The organism is Microcoleus sp. S28C3 (assembly GCF_036700785.1).
GTDB lineage: Bacteria > Cyanobacteriota > Cyanobacteriia > Cyanobacteriales > Microcoleaceae > Microcoleus > Microcoleus asticus.
Genome location: NZ_JAUBPO010000026.1, coordinates 21,245 through 42,140, shown reverse-complemented (window position 1 = coordinate 42,140; position 20,896 = coordinate 21,245). Strand labels below are relative to the sequence as shown.

Here is a 20,896-nt window from a genome sequence, read left to right as displayed (position 1 = left end):
ATTTCCCTACCCCAAAATAATCATTACTTGCCTTAAATTCAACACAAATCCTGGCAATACGTCTTTCCCAGATAACTCGGCAGGATTGATTAATATTTCTACTTCTGCTTGGTGTCGATAAATCTCTACCTGCCTGTTTTGCCGATCGATCTACCAGCCCAATCTGGCGCCGTTATCCGTATATTCCCGCATCTTAGTTTGAAGGGTGGAGAGACTATCGAATGCCGATCGCAATTCTACTACAAAGTCGGGACACAGGGTAACAAAGCCTTTGCGCTGTTTTGGTGTCAAGGCTTCCCAGCGAGTTCGACTCACCCAGGAAACATCGGGAGAAAGGCGAGCACCGTTGGGGAGGATGAATCCAGTAGAAGAGTCAAAGCCTTCTCCTAAATCTTAGTGTGTTTCGCACCAGTTGCCTAGTTGCGTACTGATACTAAGGTTTCTCTGACCTGATTCTCCTACTCTAGGTGGATTCACTATTAATTCTCCTTCTGGGGTTCTCTCTAATCTCAAGTCCGGATTTGCCAATGCTAGGGCCTCGAATTGCTCGCTACTGACAAGAAGCCCGATCGAATTTGGCAATTTTATAGATAGGGTTTCTGGTTGAGTAGCAGGCTTTTTTCAGGTAGAAACTGGCAACAAGAAAAGAGTTAAAGTTTGATAGTTCTTACATATTCCACCAATACTAATAAAGGAATCTCGGACTGGGTGGGGGCAGGTTTACAAGATTATCGGTTTTAGGCAATTATTGTTGGTGAAACCCGCCCCCACTTTTTACAACTGTCCGAAACCTTTCTTGGGCTTATCTTTTTTCTTTTTCTTCTTCTGCTGGGCACCCATATAGCCGCGGGCACCGGGCTGCATTCCGGGGCCGCCCATTCCGGGCATTCCGGGCATTCCGGGCATTCCGGCGAAGTTGCCTTGACTCATTTGCTGCATCATGGTGCGCATTTTCTGGAAGTCGCTCACCAGCTTAGTTACGTCGTTTTCAGCGTAGCCCGCGCCTTTGCCGATGCGGCGGCGGCGGGATGGAGAACTTGCTAAAAGTTCGGGGTTCCGGCGTTCTTCAACTGTCATCGAATTAATCATGGCTTCGGTGCGTTTTAGCTGCACTTCTCCCTGCCGCATTTGTTCGTCTGAGAGTTTGTTCATCCCCGGAATCATTTTCATGATGCCGCCGAGGGAACCCATATTTTTTAACAGTCTGGTCTGCTTGAGAAAGTCGGTAAAGTCAAACTTTGCCGTGAGCATTTTCTCTTGCATTTTTTCGGCGTCGGCGATGTCGAATTCTTCTTGCGCTTTTTCTACTAGCGTCAAGACATCGCCCATGCCGAGTATTCTCGATGCCATGCGATCGGGATAAAATGGTTGCAAGGCTTCCACTTTTTCGCCGACGCCGACAAATTTAATCGGCGCGCCGGATATTTGCCGGACGGATAAGGCTGCACCGCCGCGGCTGTCGCCGTCTAATTTGGTTAAGATTGCGCCGGTAATGCCAATTTGTTCGTGAAAGGTGCGGGTTAAATTTGCTGCTTCTTGGCCGGTCATGGCATCAACAACTAACAGCGTTTCGTGTGGTTGTACTGTTTGTTTGATGCGGGCCAATTCTGCCATCATGTCTTGGTCGATTTGCAGGCGGCCTGCTGTATCGACGATGATGGTATCAATGCCGATTTGTTTGCCGTGTTCGATGCCTTGGCGGGCAATTTCTACGGGGTCAATGTCTTTGCCTAATTCAAATACTGGTACGTCGATTTGTTTGCCGAGTGTGAGCAATTGATCGATCGCCGCAGGTCGATAAATGTCGGTTGCGACTAGCAGTGCGGTACGATTTTGTTTGCGGAGGTGCAGCGCTAGTTTGGCGGTAGCGGTGGTTTTCCCTGTTCCTTGCAAACCCGCCATCAGGATAACTGTGGGCCCGGATTCGGCTGTGGCGAGGGGTACGTTGGTCTCCCCCATGACGCGCACGAGTTCGTCGTGGACGATTTTGATGAATTGTTGGTCGGGACGGACGCCTGAAACGACTTCTGCGCCTTGTGCTTTGGCTGCGACCTCTCCGATGAAGTTTTTGACTACTTGGAGGTTGACATCGGCTTCCAGGAGGGCGCGGCGGACTTCTTTGAGCGCGTCTTGGATGTTGGACTCGGAGATTTTATTTTGTCCGCGCAGTTTTTTCCAGGTGGATTCGAGTCGATCGGCGAGGGCTTCAAACATAGGGCAATGTAGGCTAGTCAGTCTTTTTTATTTTAGGGCTAAATGGGGCTGTTTGGATTAATGTTTTGCTAATTTTTCAATAATCCTTTCAGGGCGGGCTAGAAGCCCACCCCACAAGCAAATTATTCATGTGTTGTGGAACAGGCATCTTGCCTGTTCTTAAAACTGCTATAAGATGTGAGTTTTTATGTATTCTGCGATCGCTGGTTGAAGTGTGAAGATGGTGCGATCGCCATTTTCGACTTTTTCAATTAATAACCTCCGTCTCAAGGATTCGACGGCTTTGAGGAATTCTGAAGGGGATAATTCCAGAAGGGCTGGTTTTTTGGAGATTTCGACTGCTTTCATTTGATTTGCCAACCAGGGCATTACTTGTTTTTCGGAGTCTGACAAGCGCTGAAAATGTTTGTGAAACAAATATTCTAAGTCTCCAAAAACTAGGCTATCATAGGATAAAAATTCAGAAATATTGCCGCTAAATAAGTCTTTAATTGCAGCAGATACTATGTTTAACCACAAGGGATTTCCTCGGTCAAGCTCGATCAAGTCTGAGCTTTTTTGAGATTCAGCTCGACCTTTTTCTGTGAATATTTATCGTGCTGGTTCGCCTAAACCATTGAGTTGCAATGTTTGACAACTTTTGCGATCGCCTTCTAATGATGCAATTTCTCTTGGTTTTTCCCAACTGAGCAAAACTAAGCAACTGTTGTGACATGATTCTGCTATTTGTTTGAAGAAAGTGCCATAATTTTCATAGCCTGGTTGATAGTTTCTGCTAGTTGTCCGCTGCTAAAGATTGTTTGCACGTCATCGATTACGATCGGACAGCGGTAGGAACGCAAATAGTTGATTAAATAATATGGTAATTCAGTTTATTGCTGCTGCGATAGGAATTTAATTATGTCGGTTTGGAGGGTTTGGAGGGGTGGCGCGTTGCGGAGGCTTCGCCAGATAATACAGTCAAATTCATATTGAATGTGTTGGATTAGTTGGAGTGCGATCGCACTTTTGCCACTTCCGCTTAATCCTAAGATGCTGATGAGACGGGTGCGGTTTTCCAAAATCCATTGTTTGAGCGTGGTGAGTTCGGATGTGCGATCGAAAAATTTCGAGATTTCGGGTACGTCACCTAAGTCGATGCGCGGCTGTTTTGCTATTTGTTGGGGGTTTTGGGGTGAAGTGGGCGATCGGGCTTTTTCACGACAAACGTTAAGGTTTTTATTAACTGTTACATTCTCACCTGTTATATTTTCAACAATAGTTGATTGATAATTATAAACTATACCCTTCTCTAATACAGCTCTAAAATTTGTTTTAGTAATATCTTTTTTCTATTCTTTAGAAAGTATCTTCCAAAGTTAGTTGTAAACCGACATTTCTGACATGACTTGGACTTGAGTAAACTTATTGAGCAATTTGCGTGTAAGTTGTGTCTTGTAACGTTCCCCGCAGAATAGCTTCTTGCAGGTAATCTAAATGCTTTCCCGTCTTAGCAAAAATTAGCTCATCTGCCAGTGTTAAAACTTTAGCAATATCCATAGATTAGGGAGAAGCTGGAGTTTACGCAATTCATTATACTTGACATTTCGTACATTTCGTATATTTCCGCCATTGCCAGCATTACTATGCCCTACTTTAGTTGTAGATGTTCTAGGTTAACAACCTCGCACTGCCTCCAGAAACACTTTCAAAGCTTTTTTTTCGACCTTGATAGGCATTTTCCCAAACAAAAATTATAGCTCCAGTTAATGCTTCAACGCAGTATTTTCCCCACCAAACTCGGTTTCTGCGTGCGGGAATGTAAATGAATATCTAAAGGGATAACTGTTTTAATATCAATTCTGCAAAGTACGGTTGCTTAGAGATAGATTGTCCGCGATATGTAGGGACACGGCACTGCCGTGTCCCCTACCCGGAACTAGGTATATCGCCCCTCTAATTCCCTACAAATAACTAAGCCAAAAACTGGAATTGAGAACCATTAATTGCCAAAGCAAATGGACTTGCCTGTTCAAATGCACCGACAAGTTCAAAGTTATCCACATTCAAAACTACTCCCAAAATCAGTCCGTCTCTTCGGTTGCGAATCACCATATCATTTACAAATCCGTCGTTTTCGTAAGCGATTAGATTGTCGTTTTCAAAGAAAAGGTCTATTTCTGTTAAACCGTCAGTCAAACCGATGCGATCGCCATCGTCAAACCTAAAATCTGTAATGATATCGGCTCCATTGACTCCAAATCCTTCGTTGCTTCTGAGCACAAATATGTCAGCACCGGCTCGCCCCGTGAGCACGTCAACTCCCCGATCGCCAGCTAAAAAATCGTTGCCTTCATTGCCGTCTAAATCGTCGTCTCCTTGCCCTCCCCGCAGGATATCGTTCCCGAACCCTCCAAAGATAATGTCATTTCCGGCGTCGCCCCTAACTACGTCGTTGCCATCATTTCCATCCAGGCGATCGTTATCTTTACCGCCGTAAATTATGTCATTTCCGCCACCACCGCCGATAACATCATTGCCGTTATTTCCTAACAGCCGTTCGTTGGAATCCGACGAACCTCCTATGGTATCGTTGCCGTCGAGTCCCCAAACTCCCCAGGGAAAAGACGACAAAGTTCCATCCTCTACGTCAATTTCATCGGATGTAGCGAATCCCAAAAAACGCGGTCCCCCGCCCGCAAATACAGGAAATCCAGTCAAATCCCCGATGAGATTGTTAGTCGTTAAAGCCATAACTATGTCCTTTCACAAATGCTGTTAGCTGTATTATATATTTTAATTCTTGGATTGCGAAATAGCAAGTTTATTTGGATTGTTTGCCAATTTTTATTTACTAGATTAGTGACTTGTCACCTGCTTGCCAATTACCAATTACCAATTATCAATTACCAATTACCAATTACCAATTACCAGGGCTGTGCCTCATTCAACCCAAAGCTGCTATATATCTCACCTCTGAGTCAAATAGCATTAGTTGCTGACACTATCCGCTAGTATCTACCGCTTATAATGGGTGTTACCCCCCACGCGGTAAACACGTTAATATCACCTATAACGTCGAGGCTGAGAGGTTGTTTGTGGAAAAAAGTCAAAGCCCCAGGGGCCCATCGTCCGAGAAAACACCCAGTTTTCCATACCCACACACAAACTTTACAAACAGGATCTAAGCTCTTTACAAAGCCATAATCGCCGATCGCTGACTTTTTTTGGCAAAATCCACTGCTTTCAGGTGTTTTACTCATGTCTACTCCTAAATCGTCTGCCCATCAAAACAACAACAACTCCGTAAAATCACTGCCAGCGACAGATATCACCCCAACAGAGCAAGACAGTAACAATCTGCCGAGCGAACCAAGTATAGAACAGCTACTGGAAGCTTTGGCGGGTCAAGTACCCAGCCAACCTGCTGAAATTGAATGCTTGAAAACGTGGAAACAAGATTTAAAGCGACTGTTTCAATTTCTCGGCGACCGCCGCGTTTTAATCGCAGTAATGGAACCGGGAACTTTTGCCCTGCGTTATGCTAACGCGGCATTTTGTCGCTTGGCCGGTTGGGAGGGAACGTCCTTGGCAACTCAATCTACCAACGGTTGGTTTGCAGAAACTGACATCACTCTGCTGGAACTGTTCGAGGATTGGGGCGGCAAAACAGCAGAACAATTGTACCGCAACCACCTTTTGCACTGGGTATTTAAGCAATATTATCAAATTGACATCGACGGTTTGCGGGTGCTAGACGAACCCGTCACGGCGAGTGTAAAAAACCCCAAACGCCGAGAACCCAGATTTATTGAGTTTTGGCTGGGTTCGGAACAGTTAAAAATTACTCGAATTGACTCAAAAATAGATGAATTTGCGGATATTTCTTTAAGATTAATGCCTGTTGCGGAACGGGAAGCTTGGCTGATGCAGCCGAATCAACTAGAAAATTTAGCCGATCGATTGCACTTGGATAATTACCGCGTAGAAGGTTTGCTGCTACTAGAAGGTTTTGATGTCACCGTGCAGGAGCAAATTCGGCGGCTGACTCAGTTATTGATCGATCGAGATTCGATGCTGGGGCCAGACAAATTTGAGAAAATCGATCGGTGTTTGCGATCGCTCTTCAATGCTGACGGCACTTTGCTGCTGCGGCCCGACGGCGATCAGGTACAGCTATTAGTTGCAAAAGACGGCCAACATTTGCAGCCGATTCTTTATTCAATGCACTCGCTAGAAGCTTCTCACTTTTTGAAGGCCACAGCAGCAAATCAAGTTTGGAACGTGCCAGACTTGCGCAGGGACTGCGAAACCGAGTGCGATCGAACTTTGCGCAAAAGGGGGACTCGATCGATGTTGCTCGTGCCCCTGGTAGTCAAATCCGTCACCCGCGAGGGGTGCGGGCAGCGGATTTTGGGTGTCGTGGGGCTGTTGTGCGATCGGCCCAACCACTTCAACGGCATTGACGCTCAACACGCCCAAGAACTCATTCCCGCCTTCATTGCAGCCCTGCGGCAAGCCATCCAAGAGCGGTTTACCCACATTCACAACATCCACCCCGCAGTCGAGTGGCGGTTCGCCCAAGAAGCAGAAAGGCGAAGTTGGGGACTGCCCCCAGATACAATCGTATTTGCTGACGTTTATCCGCTGTACGGAATTTCGGACATTCGCGGTTCTAGCGACGAAAGAAACCGAGCCATTCAAACTGATTTGCTCGAACAATTCCGCTTAGGTTTAGTCGTAGCCGATGCCGTTTGCGAAACACAAACTACCCACCTGGGCGAGCAACTGCGGCTCGATTTGCTCGACTACATCCAGCATTTAAAACAAAAAGTAACAGTCGATATGGAGGTGCGAGCAACCGAATATTTAAACAACCGTTTAGAAGTATATTTTGACTATTTTGTGCAGTGTGCCCCCAGGGTTCAGGCAGCAGTTGAAGCTTACCGAGCAGCCTGTGAAAACGAACACAACTGCGTTTACAGCGATCGTACCCGCTACGACCAAATGCTAAACCTAATCAGCACCAAACTCCAAGAAATCTGGGCCCGCTGGCAAGAAAAAATGCAGCAAATTCTCCCCCACTACTGTGACATCGAATGCACCGACGGCATCGATCACATGATTTATGCAGGAAAATCGATCGACCCCAAATTCAGCCCGTTTCACCTGCACAGTTTGCGGTACGAACAACTGCGAGCAATTTGCGACTGTGCCCGAGCAGTTTTTCGATTGCAAGCCGAGTCTCAAATTAACATGGAACTAACACATTTAGTCTTAGTGCAGAATACCACAATCGACATTTTTCACAACGAAAACACCGAAAAAATGTTTGACGTAAAAGGCACTCGCGACATCCGCTACGAACTCGTGAAAAAGCGGATCGAAAAAGCCGTTGACAAAGACGCACAAGAACGGATTACCCAGCCAGGAATGTTAACGGTAGTTTATTCAACCGAAGACGAATGGGAAGAGTACCAACAATACTTGCGCTACTTGTCTCGCGAAGGTTGGGTAGAACAAAAAATTCAGACGGGCATGGTAGAATCACAACAAGGAGTCAACGGTTTGAAATTTGCCCGCGTGCGTATTTTGCCGGAACCAGAATCACTTTCTACTATCTGTGAAGTTACGGTTGTTACCGATTGAGAACGCGCTCAATTGCCTGTTTAAGACGGAGTGCGATCGCTCCCATCCCCTCCTATTTTAAGCGGAGTGCGATCGCTTCAATCCTTAAAAAGGGCGGAGCGAAATCATTCTGGACTCACACGACCGATATTACATTTAAGATTTTTGTTTACACCCGCGAACACTGCCGCGTTGTCACTTAGTGTATCTTCGGTGTAATTTTGTAGCGAAAATTACACGATCTGAATCACAGCAAATCAAGATAAAGTAGTGTTAATCTAATGAAAATTAGATCCTGTAATTAATAATTCAAGTTATGTTGAAATTCTCCAAATACCAAATCAATGTTACTCTGCACGAAGGCGTCGAAACAATAATCTATCGCGGACAAACACCGACAGACGGGCCAGCAGCAATTCTGAAAGTCCTCAAAGCCGAATATCCCACACTTGAAGCCATTACCAGGCTCAAACACGAATATCAAATCCGCCAAAATTTAGACAGCGAACAAATCGTCAAAGCCATCAGTCTCGAAACATTTGACCACCGATTAGGAATCGTGTTAGAAGACTTTGGCGGGAAATCCCTCGCAAAACTCCTGGAAAAAGAGACGTTGAGCCTGCAAGCAAATTTAAACATCCTCATTCAAATAGTCAAAGCCTTACAATACCTGCATTTTCAGCACATTATTCACAAAGACATCAAACCCAGCAACATCATAATTAACTCGCAAACAAAACAAGTAAAAATCACCGACTTCGGCATTGCCACAAAACTCAACAAAGAAAACCCGCAATTTAACAATCCCAACTCCGTCGAAGGCACTTTAGCCTATATGTCACCCGAACAAACCGGGAGAATGAACCGCACCCTCGACTACCGCACAGACTTTTATTCCCTTGGAATCACATTATATGAAATGCTGACAGGAAAATTGCCTTTCCCCAGCAGCGACCCCTTAGAAATAGTTTATAGCCACATCGCTGTTCAACCAATATATCCCCATCAAATCAATTCAGAAATACCTGTCGCCATCTCTGAGATAGTAATGAAATTGATGGCAAAAAATGCCGAAGATAGATATCAAAGTGCGGCCGGATTGTTAGCAGACTTAGAAAATTGTTTGCATCAGTTAGAAACCACCGGACAAATTGCCGACTTCATCCCCGGACGCTTAGATATTCTCAGCCAATTGTTAATACCTCAAAAATTGTACGGTCGGGAAAATCAGGTTAATGAATTGCTAGCAGCATTTGAACGTGTAAGAGCGGGTTTAGCTAACAACTTGTTAGCTAAACCAGCAACCTTAGAACAAAACCCGCCCCCACCATCAGGAAGCAGCGAATTAATGCTAGTATCAGGCTACTCAGGCATCGGTAAATCAGCCGTAGTCAACGAAGTTAGCAAACCCATTACCCGGTCAGAAGGTTACTTCATCAGCGGCAAATTTGACCAATTAAAACGCAACATTCCTTATGCCTCATTAATCCAAGCATTTAACTCCTTGCTGCGGCAATTGCTAACAGAAAGTACACTTTCATTAGAAATATGGCGCACTAAAATTTTAACAGCACTGGAAACAGACGGCCAAGTAATTGCCGACGTAATTCCCAAAGTTGAATTAATCATCGGCAAACAGCCAGAAGTCCCAGAACTCGCCCCCGTAGAATCCCAAAATCGATTCAATCGGGTATTCAAAGAATTTATTCGCGTTTTCGCCCAAAAAGAACACCCCCTAGTTATCTTTTTAGACGATTTGCAGTGGGCAGATTCAGCAACATTAAAGTTGATGCAAATACTGATAACTGACCCTGACCAAGAATATTTGTTGCTAATCGGTGCCTATCGAGACAATGAAGTTAGTCCGACCCACCCTTTAATTCAGACTGTAGAAGAGATTGAAAAGACGGGTACGGTTGTCAACAATATCGTGCTGCAACCGCTGGATTTAGAAAATGTGACTGAATTAGTCACTGAAACACTTAACACTTGCACAGAAAAAGTAACAAATCTAGCCGAGTTAATCTGGAATAAAACGGGCGGCAATCCTTTTTTCTTGACCCAATTACTCCAAGCACTTTATCAAGACTCTCTTTTAACATTTAAATTTAATCACGTTACAAATGAGGGAAGTCAAAGTGGCTGGCATTGGAGTATCGATGAAATCCAAGCCATTGGAATTACCGATAAAAGTGTGGTGGAACTGGTAGCTTCTCGCATTGAAAAGCTGCCCGAACCCACGCAAGAAGCCTTGAAGCTAGCAGCTTGCGTGGGAGATAAATTTGCTCTAGATGTGCTGTCACTTGTTCGCGAAAAGTCACCTAATACTACAGCTACTGAACTTTATTCAGCTTTGCAAGCAGGGTTAATTCTGCCCTTGAGCGATGCTTATCGTATTCCTTTAGTTTTCGATCGAGCCGAATCAATTAATCTCAAGTTAGACACATCGCGGGTTAGTTACAAATTTTTGCACGATCGCGTTCAGCAAGCCGCATATTCGCTAATTCCCGAAGACCAAAAGCAATCCACCCATTTAAAAATTGGTCAATTACTGTTACAGAATACTCCACCAGACAAGCTAGAAGAAAACATCTTCGATCTCGTCAATCAATTGAATGTCGGAATTGACACGATTAGCCAGCCAGCAGAAAAGATGCAGTTAGCAAAATTAAATTTAACTGCTGGACGCAAGGCAAAAGCCGCGAGTGCTTATGAAGCTGCTGTTAGGTATTTGCGGGTGGCTATGGAATTACTGCCTGCGGATTCTTGGCAAACTCACTATGAGTTGACGTTAGCAATTTACGAGTCAACAGCAGAAGCTGAATACTTAAATATAAACTATGAAGTTTCAAAAAATATGGTTGATATTGTACTGCAAAACTCTAAGAGATTACTGGACAAAGTTAATGTTTATGAACTTCAAATTCAGTCTTATAACGCTCAGAATAGACTTGTAGAAGCACTCAATACAGGACTGGAAGTCCTGAAACTGTTAGGCATTTCTTTTCCTCAAAATCCCAAGCCGCTAAATATTGTGGCGGGACTGATTAATACAAAACTGAGCTTAGGATTGAAACGAATTGAGGATTTAGCTAACTTGCCAGAAATGATCGATCCCGAAAAACAAGCAGCCATGCGGATTTTATCAGGGATTCTCAGCAGTGCTGTTCCGACCAAGCCCCGCCTGGTACCGCTACTGGCATCTAGGATGGTCAAGCTGTGCATTAAATATGGTAATTCGCCTTATGCAAGTATTGCCTACGTTTATTATGGCGTAATTATGTGCAAGCTAGGGGACATTAGTTTGGCATACCAATTCGGTCAACTGGCAATTAGGCTGTTAGACAAATTTCCATCCCGTTCAATCAAAAGTAGAGTTTATGCAACCTTTGGTTCTTTTATTAACCACTGGAAAGCCTCTGTCAAGTCAGGATTAGGCGATCTAAAAGAAGGTTTTCAAACTGGGATGGAAACTGGAGAGTTGGAATATGCTGGTTATTCTATAGGTGAATATTCTTTCAAAAAACTGTCGATAGGAGAGCCTCTAGATTTGGTGGAGCAGGAGACTGGTAAATATATGAAACTAATGCAGCAATCTCAACTAGAATTTGCTGTACCTTATATAAGTATAGGCAGGCAGACAGCCCTCAATTTGCGCGGTCAAGCTGTCGAAACCTGCGATTTAGTCGGCGATAACTTTAATGAATTAAAAACACTCCCGGTTTTAATAGAATCTCAAAGCTTTTTTTTAGTTAGTGTGGTTTATAATGTCAAAACTCAGCTTAATTTTATCTTTAGAAACTACGCGACAGCCTTGGAAAACTCAAGGTTATTTGAGACATATGAAGAAGTTGCAGCCGGATTTTATGTAGTGTCCCTAAATAATTTTTACTCCTCTCTCACTCTTCTCGCTTTGTATCCCCAAGCGGACAAAGGGGAGCAAAAGCAATATCTGGAAAAAGTTGTACAGAACCAAAAAACGATGAAAAAATGGGCAGTTCATGCTCCGATGAACTATCAACACAAATACGACTTGGTAGCAGCGGAAACAGCGCGAGTTTTGGGGCAAAATACTGAAGCAATGGAATTGTACGATCGCGCAATTGATGGAGCAGCCAAAAACGGTTACATTCAAGAGGAAGCATTAGCCTATGAATTAGCAGGAGAATTTTATCAAGCTTTGGGTAAAGAGATAGTTTCTCAAGCATATCTGACTAAAGCCTATTATGGATATATCCATTGGGGAGCCATAGCTAAAGTTAAACACTTAGAATCAATACATCCTTTCTTAGCAGCACAGACGCGCGCAATTCAAACCCCAACCCTCGATGTCACCCGCACTACCACTGGAAATACTACCAGTAGTAGTTTAGGCGATTTCTTAGACTTAGCTACTTTTATTAAGTCGGCGCAAGCCATTAACGGTGAAATTGTTCTAGAAAAATTGTTGACCAAATTAATCAAAATTATTTTAGAAAATGCGGCGGCTCAAAAAGTCGTGCTGCTGCTGCTGAAAAACGATATCCTCTGCATAGAAGCTACTGGCAGTTTTGCGGATGATAAAGTAACACTTTTACCCTCTATTCCCGTAGAAAATCGTCAAGATGTTCCCCTGTCTGTGATTAATTACGTACACCGCAGCCAAAAGCATCTGGTTTTAGACAATGCGACTGTCGCCGAACCTTTTAAGGTAGATACCTATATTCTGAAATATCAACCCAAATCAATTCTCTGTTTGCCGATTATTTATCAATCTCAGCGGCGGGGAATAATTTATCTAGAAAATGCTGTGACAGTAGGAGCTTTTACAGCAGAAAGAGTAGAAGTATTCAAAGTGTTAATTTCTCAAGTTGCTATTGCTGTAGAAAATGCTGGTTTGTACGCGCGCGAGCAAGAGAAATCTCAACAGTTAGAAAAATCTTTCAATGAACTGCAACAAGCACAATTGCAGCTAATTCAAGGTGAAAAAATGTCTGCTCTGGGCAATCTGGTTGCTGGTGTCGCTCACGAAATCAACAATCCAGTCGGTTTTATTTCGGGGAATATTACCGAAGCTAATGCGGCTGTGGGCGATTTAATTAGCCACTTGAAGTTATATCAGGAAGAAGTGATTAATCCTAGCTCAAAAATCGCACAGGATGCTGAGGATATCGATTTAGAGTATCTTATAGAAGATTTACCGAAAATGCTGGGGTCGATGAAAGTTGGGTGCGATCGCATTCGCAATATTAGCACTTCTCTCCGCACGTTCTCCCGTGCGGACACCACCCGAAAAGTGTCGGCAGATATCCATGAGGGAATTGATAGCACTTTAATGATTTTACAGCATCGATTAAAAGCAAATCAAGACCGTCCGCTGATTCAAGTAGTTAAGGAGTATGGCAATATCCCGAAAGTTAAGTGTTATTTGGGACAGTTGAATCAGGTGTTTATGAATATTTTGGCAAATGCGATCGACTGTTTTGAGGAAGCAAATAAAGTTCGGAATTTGGCGGAGATTAAACTGGCGCCTAATATCATTACCATCAAAACAGAGATGGATGATGAAAATCAAACTGTTGTGATTAAGATTAGAGATAATGGCAGGGGAATTCCCGAAGAAATTTTAGCGCATATTTTTGACCATTTATTCACTACCAAAGGTGTTGGGAAAGGTACGGGGTTGGGGTTGTCTATCAGCCGCCAAATTGTGGTAGAAACCCACGGCGGCTGTTTGAGTTGTGATTCTGTTGTGGGTGAAGGGACGGAATTTACGATCGCCCTGCCGTTTAGTTAACTCATATGTTGCACCATTTTCATGAACAGGCTTTCGGGCCTGTTCCACAAAAAACCTCTTGCAAAAGTCCCCAATAAGGGCAATAGTAAGGTGATTGAGAGGAAAAACTGATGACTTACGAACAAGTGCAAAGTTTAAAGCCAGAAGCCTTCAAGCGATTCTTTGGCGTTGGGTCTACAACTTTTGATGAAATGGTGTCAGTAAAGCGAACAACAGAAACGCAAGAAACGCAAACCCGGTCGCCCGCCTAAACTGAGCACCGATTCCCAGGTACTGCTGGCATTACAATATTGGCGAGAGTACCGTACCTACTTTCACATTGCTCAAAGCTGGAACATCAATGAATCCACTGCGTTCAGGATCGTCAGACACGTAGAGGAAACATTAATTCGTTCAGGTCGGTTTAGCTTACCCGGAAAGAAAGCACTGCTGCAACCGGACTCAGTTTTAGAAGTAGTTGTGGTCGATGTGACCGAAAGCCCAGTCGAGCGTCCAAAAAAAAACAACGACAAGTGTTTTCCGGCAAAAAGAAGTATCATACATTGAAGTCGCAATTAGTGGTCAATCAAAAGACGGGAGCAATTATCTGCAGAGCTTCGTGGTAAAGGCAGAAGGCATTCCTTGTGACTATTCATTCTTCAGTAAAGTCAGGCTAGCCACTACAATTAAGCTTTGGCGTGACAAGGGTTATCAAGGAATTGCCAAACTTCATGCCAATAGTCAGATCCCTACTAAAAAGCCCAAAAGCTCTAATTTATCTCAGGTTCAACGGCAGGAAAATCGTACTCTGGCAAGCCAACGAATTATTATTGAATACGTTAATAGGAGGCTGAAAATTTTTCGGATTTTGTCGGAACGTTACCGAAATCGCCGACGTAGATTTGGTTTACGCTTCAACCTGATTGCAGGCATCTATAACTATGAACTTAGCCTTTCAGAATGACTTTTGCAAGAGGTCTATTATTCGTTGGCTAGATGAGATTATTGCTTACTTCGATTATAAGACTACGAGTGGTGTTGTCGAAGGCATCAACAATAAGCTCAAGTTGATTAAACGTTCTGCTTACGGATTTAGAAACTTTGAAAACTTCCGAGTTAGATGTTTGCTTACTTGGCAGTTTGATTGTTAGTTTAGCATACTAGCTAATGAAAAGCCAAAAATGTTTGACGTAAAAGGCACTCGCGACATCCGCTACGAACTCGTGAAAAAGCGGATCGAAAAAGCCGTTGACAAAGACGCACAAGAGCGGATTACCCAGCCGGGAATGTTAACGGTAGTTTATTCAACCGAAGACGAATGGGAAGAGTACCAACAATACTTGCGCTACTTGTCTCGCGAAGGTTGGGTAGAACCAAAAGTTCAGACGGGCACGGTAGAATCACAACAAGGAGTCAGCGGTTTAAAATTCGCCCGCGTCCGCATTTTACCGGAACCCGAATCAATTATTCATGTCAGTGAAGTTACGGTAGTAAACGATTGAAAATCAGCCTTGAAAATTTATTTAAGTTGGGAGTTGCACGTTGCGAGTCAACGTGCAACTCCCAACTTAAAGCGCCCATATTTGGTGTATTTTACTTGTGATGCGATTAAAAAATACACGATCGGGATCACAAAGCCCAGGTAACTTAATGTTATAATAATGAGACTTAGATCCTGTTAATTTTTAAATTAACTTATGTTAACTTTCTCTGAATACCGCATCGACTCTATTCTGCACGAAGGCGTCGAAACAATTATCTATCGCGGACAGACACCAACTTATCGGTCAGCAACAATTCTTAAATTCCTGAAAGCCGAATATCCGACACTCGAAGCGATTACCCGCCTCAAACACGAATATCAAATCCGCAAAAATTTAGATAGCAAACACATCGTTAAAGCCATCAGTCTCGAAACCTTTGACCACCGATTAGGACTGGTTTTAGAAGATTTTGGCGGGGAATCTCTCGGACAAGTGCTCGAGCAACAAAGGCTGAGTGCGATTCCCTACCCTTCGGGAACCCCTGCGGGGAACGGGATAGCTTCGCTTCACGAAATTTTAAACATCGCCGTCCAAATCGTCAAAGCCTTAGAATACCTGCATCAAAATCAGATTATTCACAAAGACATCAAACCCAGCAATATCATAATTAACTCGCAAACAAAACAAGTAAAAATCACCGACTTCGGCATTGCCACAAAACTGAACAAAGAAAACCCGCAATTTAACAATCCCAACTCCGTCGAAGGCACATTAGCTTATATGTCTCCCGAACAAACCGGGAGAATGAACCGCACCCTCGACTACCGCACCGATTTTTATTCTCTCGGAATTACCTTGTATGAAATGCTGACAGGTAAACTGCCTTTCGCCAGCAGTGACCCCTTAGAAATAGTTTACAGCCACATCGCCCGACAACCAATTTCACCGCATCAGTTGAATTCAAAAATCCCCGCGGCAATCTCAGAGATAGTGATGAAATTGATGGCAAAAAATGCCGAAGATAGATATCAAAGTGCAGCCGGGTTGTTAGCAGATTTAGAAATTTGTTTGCATCAATTAGAAACGACTGGCAAAGTTTCCGATTTTACCCCCGGACGCTTAGATATTCTCAGTCAGTTATTAATTCCCCAAAAATTGTACGGTCGGGAAAATCAAGTCAACCAACTCTTAGCAGCATTTGAACGAGTAGGCGGGGGTTTAACTAACAATTCCTTAGAAAAATCAACCACTTTTCAAGAAAAGTTGCCCCCATCCGGCACAAATGAACTGATGCTAGTATCTGGTTATTCTGGTATCGGTAAATCAGCAGTAGTTAATGAAGTTAGCAAACCTATTACTCGCTCGAAAGGTTACTTCATTAGCGGCAAATTTGACCAACTAAAACGAAATATTCCTTACGCATCATTGATTCAAGCATTTAACTCGCTGCTGCGTCAGTTGCTAACAGAAAGCGCTGCTTCTATAGAAACATGGCGCACTAAAATTTTAACAGCTTTAGGAACAAACGGTAAAGTAATTGCCGATGTAATTCCTGAGCTTGAATTAATCGTTGGCAAACAGCCAGAAGTCCCAGAAATCGGCGCTGTAGAATCGCAAAATCGCTTCAATCGAGTATTCAAAGAATTTATTCGCGTTTTCGCGCAAAAAGAACACCCGCTAGTGATTTTTTTAGACGATTTGCAGTGGGCAGATTCAGCAACATTAAAGTTAATGCAAATACTGATAACTGACCCTGACCAGCAATATTTGTTGCTAATCGGTGCTTATAGAGATAACGAAGTTAGTCCCAATCATCCTTTAATTCAAACTCTAGAAGAGATTGAAAAGACGGGTACGGTTGTCAACAATATCGTGCTGCAACCGCTGGATTTAGAAAATGTGATTGAATTAATCGCTGAAACACTTAACAGTCGCATAGAAAAAGTAAAGAATCTAGCAGAGTTAATCTGCAATAAAACGGGCGGCAATCCTTTTTTCTTGACGCAACTACTCCAAGCACTTTATCAAGAAAATCTTTTAAAATATGACTTTAGTCCCATGATATCTCCCGTTACCAATGAAGAAGGTAAAGGGGGCTGGAATTGGAGTCTCGATGAAATTCAAGCCATTGGAATTACCGATAAAAGTGTGGTGGAACTGGTAGCCAGCCGCATTGAAAAACTCCCCGCAGCTACGCAAAAAATGTTGAAATTAGCAGCTTGTGTGGGGGATAAATTTGCTCTAGATGTGCTGTCACTTGTCAGAGAAGAGTCAGCTAATACTACAGCCACTGAACTTTATTCAGCTTTGCAAGCAGGGTTAATTCTGCCCTTGAGCGATGCTTATCGGATTCCTTTAGTTTTTAATCGAGCCGAATCAATTAATCTCAAATTAGATACTTCGCGGGTTAGTTACAAATTTTTGCACGATCGCGTCCAGCAAGCCGCATATTCCCTAATTCCCGAAGACCAAAAGCAATCCACCCATTTAAAAATCGGTCAATTACTGTTACATAATACTCCACCAGAAAAGCTCGAAGAAAACATCTTTGATATTGTCAATCAGTTGAATGTCGGAATTGACACGATTAGCCAGCCAGTCGAAAAGATTGATTTAGCAAGATTAAATTTAACGGCTGGACGCAAGGCAAAAGCCGCGAGTGCTTATGAAGCTGCTGTTAGGTATTTGCGGGGGGCTATGGAATTATTGCCAGCGGATTGTTGGCAAAGTCAGTATGACTTAACATTAGCAATTTACGAGTCAACAGCAGAAGCTGAATACTTAAACATCAACTATGAAAATTCAAAAAAACTGGTCGATATCGTATTGGAAAGAGCTAAGAATTTACTGGAAAAAATGAATGTTTATGAACTTCAAATCCAGTCTTACAATGCTCAAATTAGACTTGTAGAAGCACTAAATACAGGACTGGAAGTGCTGAAACTGTTAGGCATTTCTTTTCCTCAAAACCCCAACGCGCTAAATATTGTGGCGGGACTGATCAAGACAAAACTGAGCTTGGGGTTGAAACGAATTGAGGATTTAGCTAACTTGCCAGAAATGACAGATCCCAATCAACAAGCAGCCATGCGGATTTTATCAGGTATTATCAGCACTGCTGTTCAGGGAAAACCCCGCCTGGTACCGCTGCTGGCATTTAGGATGGTCAACCTGTGCATTAAATATGGCAATTCGCCTTATGCAAGTATTGCCTACCTTTATTATGGCGTAGTTATGTGCCGGCTAGGGGACATTAGTTTGGCATACCAATGCGGTCAACTGGCCATTAGGATGTTAGACAAATTTCCATCCCGTTCAATGAAAAGTAGAGTTTATACACTCTTGGGTTGTTTTATTCTACACTGGAAAACCGAGCTTAACTCAGGATTAAGCGTTCTCAAGGAAGGTTTTCAAACAGGGATGGAAACTGGAGAATTGGAGTATGCGAGTTATTGTATAGGTCAATATTGCTTCAAAAAAATGTCGATAGGAGAGCCTCTCGATTTGGTGGAGCAGGAGACTGGTAAATATATGAAAATAATGCAGCAATCTCAATTAGAAATGGCTGTGCAGTATCTAAGTATAGGCAGGCAGACAGCCCTCAATTTGCGCGGTCAAGCTGTCGAACCCTGCCATTTAGTTGGTGATAGATTTAATGAAGTAAAAACGCTCCCCGTTTTAATAGAAGCTGAAAACTTTTTTTTAGTTAGTTTGGTTTATCATGCCAAAACTCAGCTTAATTTTATCTTCAGAAACTACGCGGAAGCCTTAGAAAATTCAAGGTTATTTGAAAAATATGAAGAAGCCGTAGCCGGATTTTATGTAGTTTCTCTGAATAATTTTTACTCTTCTATAAGTCTTCTCGCTTTGTATCCCCAAGCTGAGAAAGGGGAGCAAAAACAATATCTGAAAAAAGTGCTGCGAAACCAAAAGAAGATGAAAAAATGGGCAGTTGATGCTCCGATGAATTATCAACACAAATACGACTTGGTAGCAGCCGAGAAAGCGCGAGTGTTGGGGAAAAATACCGAAGCAATGGATTTATACGATCGCGCAATTTCTGGAGCTGCCAAAAATGGTTACATTCAAGAGGAAGCATTAGCCTATGAATTAGCAGGAAAATTTTATCAAGCTTTGGGTAAAGAGGTAGTTTTTCAAGCATATCTGACTAAAGCCTATTATGGATATATCCATTGGGGAGCCACAGCTAAAGTTAAAGACTTAGAGTCAACACATCCTTTCTTAGCAGCACAGACGCGCACAATTCAAAGCTCAACCCTCGATGTCAACCGCACAACCATGGGAAATACTACCAGTGGTAGTTTAGGCGATTTCTTAGACTTAGCTACTTTTATTAAGTCGGCGCAAGCCCTTAACGGTGAAATTGTTCTAGAAAAATTGTTGACAAAATTAATCAAAATTATTTTAGAAAATGCGGCGGCTCAAAAAGTAGTGCTGCTGCTGCTGAAAAACGATATTCTCTGCATAGAAGCTACTGGCAGTTTTGCGGAGGATAAAGTGACACTTTTACCCTCTATTCCCGTAGAAAATCGTCAAGATGTTCCCCTGTCTGTGATTAATTACGTACACCGCAGCCAAAAGCATCTGGTTTTAGACAATGCGACTGTCGCCGAACCTTTTAAGGTGGATACCTACATTCAGACATATCAACCCAAATCAATTCTCTGTTTGCCGATGATTTATCAATCTCAGCGGCGGGGAATAATTTATCTAGAAAATGCTTTGACAGTAGGAGCTTTTACAGCAGAAAGAGTAGAAGTATTCAAAGTGTTAATTTCTCAAGTTGCTATTGCTGTAGAAAATGCTGGTTTGTACGCGCGCGAGCAAGAGAAATCTCAACAGTTAGAAAAATCTTTCAATGAACTGCAACAGGCGCAACTGCAACTGATTCAAAGCGAAAAAATGTCGGCTTTGGGCAATTTGATTGCAGGGGTTGCTCACGAAATTAACAATCCGCTCGGTTTTATCGCGGGTAATATTGATGCTGCTGCTGAGGCCAGCTTAGATTTGATTGATTACTTGCAACTTTACCAAGAAAAATTTCCTAATTCTGGAGATGAATTAGAGGATAAAGCATCGGAGATTGATTTAGAATATTTGGTGGAAGATTTGCCAAAAATGCTTTTATCTATGAAATCAGGTACAGAGCGCATCCGCAATATTAGCACGTCTTTGCGTATTTTTTCCCGCGCTGACAGTGCGAATAAAGTGTCAGCAAATATTCATGAGGGCATCGACAGCACTTTGATGATTTTACAGTATCGCCTGAAAGCTCAAGATACTCGCCCCGCGATTAAAATTATCAAAGAATACGGAAATATCCCGCCAGTTAAATGTTATTTTGGGCAACTGAATCAGGTATTTATGAATTTGTTGGCAAATGCGATCGACTGTTTTGAGGAATCTAATCAGGGCAGAACTTACGCTGAAATTCAAGCTTTACCGAATACGATCGCCATTATTACTCATGTCTCCGAGGATAACCAGAGCGTGGTGATTAAAATCAAAGATAACGGTCAAGGGATGTCATCGGAGGTCAAATCTAAAATATTTGACCATTTATTTACTACCAAAGGAGTAGGAAAAGGTACGGGTTTGGGGTTGTCTATCAGCAGGCAAATTGTGGAAGAAACCCACGGCGGTAAACTCAGTTGCGAATCGGTGCTGGGAGAAGGTACGGAATTTGCGATCGCCCTGCCGCTTTGATAAAATTTATTCCGCACCCTTAAAGAATCACTCATTGCCAATTGTTTAATCTAAAATCTAAAATCTAAAATCTAAAATGCTATGACTTGTGCTTAACACACACTTGGAA

Annotated in this window: 12 protein-coding genes and 2 pseudogenes; 8 read left to right on the top strand and 6 right to left on the bottom strand. The window is 42.9% G+C overall.

Translation table 11 applies throughout. The annotated features are described in order from the left end of the window. Positions 1 to 6: 6 nt before the first annotated feature. The 6 genes and pseudogenes from QUA13_RS10260 to QUA13_RS10235 form a co-directional block, all read right to left on the bottom strand. Positions 7 to 588: pseudogene (locus tag QUA13_RS10260) on the bottom strand (Uma2 family endonuclease). 186 nt (positions 589 to 774) lie between these two features. Next, a complete protein-coding gene (gene ffh, locus QUA13_RS10255) occupies positions 775 to 2,214 on the bottom strand; it encodes a signal recognition particle protein (RefSeq protein ID WP_333198221.1) in 1,440 nt (479 codons plus the stop codon). Positions 2,215 to 2,382: 168 nt separating this feature from the next. Then, a complete protein-coding gene (locus tag QUA13_RS10250) occupies positions 2,383 to 2,733 on the bottom strand; it encodes a hypothetical protein (protein ID WP_333198220.1) in 351 nt (116 codons plus the stop codon). Between the two features lie 353 nt (positions 2,734 to 3,086). Then, positions 3,087 to 3,275 carry an NB-ARC domain-containing protein gene (locus QUA13_RS10245; protein ID WP_333198219.1) on the bottom strand — a complete coding sequence of 63 codons (189 nt, stop codon included), beginning with the start codon at positions 3,273 to 3,275 and terminating at the stop codon, positions 3,087 to 3,089. Between the two features lie 343 nt (positions 3,276 to 3,618). Next, positions 3,619 to 3,753, bottom strand: a complete 135-nt coding sequence (locus tag QUA13_RS10240) for a hypothetical protein (RefSeq protein WP_333198218.1) — start codon at positions 3,751 to 3,753, stop codon at positions 3,619 to 3,621. 414 nt (positions 3,754 to 4,167) lie between these two features. Then, entirely contained in the window at positions 4,168 to 4,947 is a 780-nt protein-coding gene (locus QUA13_RS10235) for a calcium-binding protein (protein WP_333198217.1), read from the bottom strand. Between the two features lie 507 nt (positions 4,948 to 5,454). On the opposite strand from QUA13_RS10235, the gene QUA13_RS10230 reads away from it, so the two are divergent. The 8 genes and pseudogenes from QUA13_RS10230 (at position 5,455) to QUA13_RS10195 (ending at position 20,787) form a co-directional block, all read left to right on the top strand. Then, positions 5,455 to 7,842 (top strand): GAF domain-containing protein, encoded by a 2,388-nt coding sequence (locus tag QUA13_RS10230; protein WP_333198216.1) that lies wholly within the window; start codon positions 5,455 to 5,457, stop codon positions 7,840 to 7,842. A 295-nt stretch (positions 7,843 to 8,137) separates the two neighbouring features. Further along, on the top strand, positions 8,138 to 13,597 hold the full coding sequence (locus tag QUA13_RS10225) for an AAA family ATPase (RefSeq protein WP_333198215.1): 5,460 nt from the start codon (positions 8,138 to 8,140) through the stop codon (positions 13,595 to 13,597). A 110-nt stretch (positions 13,598 to 13,707) separates the two neighbouring features. Then, positions 13,708 to 13,848, top strand: a complete 141-nt coding sequence (locus tag QUA13_RS10220; RefSeq protein WP_333198214.1) for a hypothetical protein — start codon at positions 13,708 to 13,710, stop codon at positions 13,846 to 13,848. Between the two features lies 1 nt (position 13,849). Then, a complete protein-coding gene (locus QUA13_RS10215) occupies positions 13,850 to 14,143 on the top strand; it encodes a transposase family protein (RefSeq protein WP_333185639.1) in 294 nt (97 codons plus the stop codon). After that, the gene (locus QUA13_RS10210; protein ID WP_333198239.1) at positions 14,139 to 14,540 is read left to right on the top strand and encodes a transposase family protein; all 402 of its coding nucleotides are present in this window, start codon (positions 14,139 to 14,141) and stop codon (positions 14,538 to 14,540) included. Before QUA13_RS10215 ends, QUA13_RS10210 begins: the two co-directional genes overlap by 5 nt. 13 nt (positions 14,541 to 14,553) lie before the next feature. Further along, positions 14,554 to 14,727 (top strand): annotated as a pseudogene (locus QUA13_RS10205) (transposase); the annotation flags it as partial. Positions 14,728 to 14,757: 30 nt separating this feature from the next. Continuing rightward, a complete protein-coding gene (locus tag QUA13_RS10200; protein WP_333185538.1) occupies positions 14,758 to 15,078 on the top strand; it encodes a hypothetical protein in 321 nt (106 codons plus the stop codon). A 195-nt stretch (positions 15,079 to 15,273) separates the two neighbouring features. After that, complete coding sequence (locus QUA13_RS10195; protein WP_333198213.1) at positions 15,274 to 20,787, top strand: AAA family ATPase; 5,514 nt, start codon at positions 15,274 to 15,276, stop codon at positions 20,785 to 20,787. Positions 20,788 to 20,896 lie beyond the last annotated feature (109 nt).